General features: G+C 41.8%; 3 protein-coding genes. All 3 read right to left on the reverse strand.

The window, feature by feature from the left end:
- Positions 1 to 1208: sodium:proton antiporter (locus tag LD39_RS11915; protein ID WP_035546736.1), on the reverse strand; the 1208-nt coding region annotated here is incomplete at its 3' end.
- Positions 1209 to 1327: 119 nt separating this feature from the next.
- Positions 1328 to 3712, reverse strand: a complete 2385-nt coding sequence (locus LD39_RS11920) for a penicillin acylase family protein (RefSeq protein ID WP_035546738.1) — start codon at positions 3710 to 3712, stop codon at positions 1328 to 1330.
- Between the two features lie 287 nt (positions 3713 to 3999).
- Positions 4000 to 4512, reverse strand: a complete 513-nt coding sequence (locus LD39_RS11925) for a GNAT family N-acetyltransferase (protein ID WP_035546741.1) — start codon at positions 4510 to 4512, stop codon at positions 4000 to 4002.
- Between the last annotated feature and the right edge of the window lie 217 nt (positions 4513 to 4729).

Below are 4729 nucleotides of genomic sequence, written 5' to 3' on the forward strand. Positions count from 1 at the left end.
GTTATGCCTAGTTTCTGAATCAGCGGTTTGATGGTGAGTCCCTGCACAATCAGAGAAAACAAAACGACAGAAAATGTGAACAACAGCACTTCTTCCCTTCCATCGAATTCCATAGGAAGACTTAAGGCAAGCGCAATCGATAAACTGCCTCGCAAGCCTCCCCAGTTCAAGAGAATCCTTTCTCTTCTGGAAAGTTCCTTAACCCAGCCAGTACTGATATAAAGAGCGATGGTACGACCAATCAACACGATGAGGATGGCCAGGGCAATATATCCCCAGTTCCCTGCAAAGTCGATGTTGCGAATCTCAAGACCGACCATTAGGAAGATCAATGAATTGGCAAGAAGGGTAATGACATCCCAGAACGTATTGATGTTTGTTCTCGTTTCCTTTGACATGCCTATTTTTGCTCCATAATCTCCGAATACAAACCCTGCCACGACGACAGCAATGACACCGGATGTATGGAAATGCTCGGCAATGAAATAACTTCCGAAAAACAACAGTGCACTGAAAGCTATTTCTAGTGGATAGTCATCATAGATCCGGATGATCTGTGAAAAAATAAACCCTAACACTAGTCCAATCAATGCTCCACCTATCGCGAATTTAAGAAAAAGGAAGACGCCACTGCCTAAACCTGCCCATCCCATTTCGATATAAGTCAGCAGATAAATGCTTGAGATTTTAAAAAGCACTACGGCAATTCCGTCATTGAATAATGACTCCCCCTCCATAACGGTCGAAAGCTTTTGAGGGACTCCGAGTGATTTAAAAATCGAAAGCACACTGATAGGATCCGTCGCACTCATCAATGCCGCAAAAGTAAAAGCGACAGCAAGCGGAAGATCCAGCAAGTAATATGCGCCTGCTCCTATACATATAAACGACAGAAATGTTCCTACAAACGCAAGACCAAGTACAGGCTTTTTCTGGCCGTACAAATGATGAAATGGCAGCTTAAGCGTAGCATCCCCTAATAAAATCGGTAAAAATAAGGAAATAACGGTCGCCTGAAACACTTCGGATTGAGTTATGTAAAATTCTGCATCTTCTATAACCGGTAATTCAGTCAGCCCTAAAAGCAATCCGACGATAACCAGGGCTATAGAATAAGGCTCCTTCAACAGCTTTGCGATCCCGATGACGGTAACCGATATAGCTAATAGCATTAAAATCTGAATAAAAGCATCGTGAAATTCGTGCATGATTTCCCTCCATTTACAACTAGTACCTATATTGTGTCACATTATTCCTACGTTTACTATCAGATTAGGTTTCAAATTTAAAAAGGAAAAAAGTGCACTCATGATGAGCGCACTTTTACTTAAGAAGGAGTTAAAGTCAATTGATCCCCTTTAAAGTTCTTCGTCTGTGTTAAATGATAGTCCCCCTCCACCCAGTCATCAAGCTGATCATGGTACCAGTCACTTTTAAAGTGGCCGGATTGTCCCGGACCTACAATGTGATAAGCCTGTTGGGTATTTTCGAGATCGATAATGAATCTCCAAGATGCTCCATGATTGACCAATCCGTTCTCCTTGTAGCCAGCCGCTCGAACGGTTACCCGGCTGCCGCTGACCGGAGATGGATCGCCAGGATTAAAGAACCTTTCTAAATAAGAAATACTGGAAAGTGGATGGGTAAATTCTACAGCATGATATTCTCCCCATTCCCAGTCAGCAGGATTATCACCAAATTTTTGAGTAAGCTCATCGATTGTCATTTGATAAGCTTTAGTCATCGCTGCGTAAATCCCGCCAGCTTCCTCGACCCAAATCGACCCCTCCCCCGAACGGGCTTGCCTTAGCAAATCATCTGTTGTCTGACCTGCGCCATGGAAAAGGTCCATCATTTCTTTAGGGAGCTCTTTTCGATAAAGAACATCTTGTAGGTTCAGCATCCAGCGATGGTAAATAAGCGACTGGGCAAGGTCCTTTTGATCTTCCCAATTCCACTCTTCCATTAATGCGAGTGCGTCTTTTTCTGAATTGCTAAGATCAGATTTTTCAATGGTATCTAAAAAATAGGGAACGAATTCTTCTGCTTGTAAATTTTTTACGTCCATTTGCATGTCCATCACAATATCCTCATCCAGTTCATCGTTTTCTTCAATTATCTGTACAATTCTCTGATATCGATAGGGTTGTGCCCAGTTATGACTGATATGGTAAGGATAACTGTCATCGGTCACTTTATTGTTAGCCGTGGCAACAAAACCTTTCTTAGGATTAACTGTCTTCGGTAGTTCATCAAACGGAATATAACCTTGCCACAAGTCCTCTTCTTCCCACCCCTTCATCGGAAGCAAGGCGTCATCAGGATTCTCATAAATCGGAATTCGTCCGTTTGCCTTATATGCAATGGTTCCATCTTTACTTGCAAATACAAAGTTTTGAGCGGGCGCTAAAAACTTTTCCAACCCTTTCTCAAATTCAGCCCAGTCAGAAGCCTGGTTGATTTCCAGGACTGCCTCGAGTTCCGTTGTAGGATCAAGGGCTGTCCAGCGCAGTGACATGACGGTATCCTTGCCGCTCTGCTCAGCAAATTCACTGATGACAGGGCCATGCCTTGTTTCAACCACTTCATACTCAACGGTCTCACCATCTTTCACTTTAATCGGTTCTTCTATGACTTCAGCTTCTTCCCACTGATCTTCAAAAAGGAACTGATCAGGATTGTCTGGATTTCTTTTTTCTAAGTACAGCTGTTGTACGTCTGGACCAACATTCGTCACTCCCCAGGCAATTTGATCGTTGTGACCTAAGATAATGCCAGGAATTCCTGCAAAGATAACTCCAGATACGTTGTATTCAGGTGATTGGAGATGCATTTGATACCAAATGGAAGGGGTAGCTAGTCCAAGGTGGGGATCATCCGCCAGCATCGGAAAGCCTGAGGCTGTTCGATCGCCGTTTACGACCCAGTTGTTGCTCCCATTAAATTCATGAGGCAGGACAGCTTTCTCAAAACTGGAAGCTACGTCAATGATCTCTGTTTCTTCCAAAATGGTCGGGGCGCCTTCTGGATAAGTTGGAAATAGCTCATACGCTTTCTCTTTTGGATATTGGGACATCAAATAATAGTTGAAGGCTTGTCTCTCCCAATGACCTCCGAGATCAAAAGCCATGTATTTACCAATTGTCAGAGAGTCAATCGGTGTCCAAGAGGACGGCGTGATTCCCATTAAAGCAAACTCAGGGGAGAGTCGATTCTCCGCTTTCGCTTCCTCTATATAGGCGTTAACACCATCTGCGTAAGCTTCAAGTATCTTCAAGGCTTCATCAGAGTACACATCGAGCGACTTCTCCGCGGCTCTTCTTAACCCAAGCGTCCTAAAATACTTGTCCTGGTCCACAGTAGCCTTGCCGACAACCTCGCTTAATGTTCCAGAAGCTTGACGCCTTGCAAGTTCCATCTGAAATAGACGGTCCTGTGCCTGTACGTACCCTTGGGCCCTGAACAGATCTTCCGTGTTTGCTGCCTCGATATGTGGTACTCCGTTTTCATCCCTCGTCACTTCTACGGGTTCTTGAAGTCCTGTCAATTGAACTTCGCCTTCGATTTCAGGTAGACTACGGTTGATGTAAACGTTTACAAAAATAACAGCACTTGTGAGCAGTATTAGTATAATTCCCACGATGACCAAGGTGATCTTCTTCCACCGACTTTTTTTCGTTTGTTCCGTATATGTAGTCTTCGCTGTTTCCATATTGTTCCCCCCCTTCGTGCTTCTTTAGGCTCATTATATCTTAAATATTCTGAATGTTATACAAATTATAGTGGGTTCTTATTCTTAACGTATAGAAAATTAAAAAGACTTCCTGATTCGGAAGCCTCCTCTTATTACCTTTAACAGATGTCCATTCCATCAACCCTCAAGTCTTGAGTAAAGGGAGAAAAATTTTCCCCTTAATAGTATACTTACAGGTAATTTATCTATATAAAGTTTTCTTTACTCTAGTTCCGAAGAATCAGTGATTTGTAAATTCTATGTTTCTATTTCCACTCTTCCTGTAAAATAGCGTAATAATACTCATCCCACCATTCATCTCCATTTGGAATACATTTTTTAAAAAAGCCTTCCCTTCTCATCCCAATTTTCTCCATAACTCGATAGGACGGAATATTCTCAGGCTGACATGTCGCTATGATTCTATGTAAGTTCATTGTTTCAAAACCAAATGCTAGAATTGCTTTAGCTGCTTCTGTAGCATACCCTTTATTTTGGTATTTCGGATTAAACACCCATCCAATTTCGTAGGAATGCTCCCCAAAATACTTATGAAAAACCATATGCCCAATTAGAATATCTTCATTTGTTTTTACGACTGGAAAATTCTCAGCTTGATCACCAATATTTTTCCTTACAAATTCTTTTGCATCTTTTCTAGTAAAGACCCCTTCCGGTATGTATCTCATAACATTTTGATTGGAAGTGTACTCATACATAGCTTCCCAGTCTATTATTTCAAAATCACGTATCCATAACCTCTCTGTTCTAATATACATTAAACTAGCTCCCTTAACGTCCCCTTTATGTTTGGTTCGATAACCTTGCAAACGCGGCCTGTTCATAAATAAAGTAAATCCAGGAATATAGAAATGTTCTTCTGCTACCGCATTGAGATTCAAAAAAACCTTCCTTACAACTTAATTCTTAATGAAGTAGATTACAGGATTGATGGATGCTAAGCCTGCAACGGTAAGAAACAAATAAAATGAAAAA

The sequence above is a fragment of the Halobacillus sp. BBL2006 genome, from assembly GCF_000786645.1.
Classification (GTDB): domain Bacteria; phylum Bacillota; class Bacilli; order Bacillales; family Halobacillaceae; genus Halobacillus.

Coding starts and splice junctions, on each gene's coding strand:
- LD39_RS11920 (WP_035546738.1), bottom strand. CDS start 3,712: ATGGAAACAGCGAAGACTACATATACGGAACAAACGAAAAAAAGTCGG.
- LD39_RS11925 (WP_035546741.1), bottom strand. CDS start 4,512: ATGTATATTAGAACAGAGAGGTTATGGATACGTGATTTTGAAATAATA.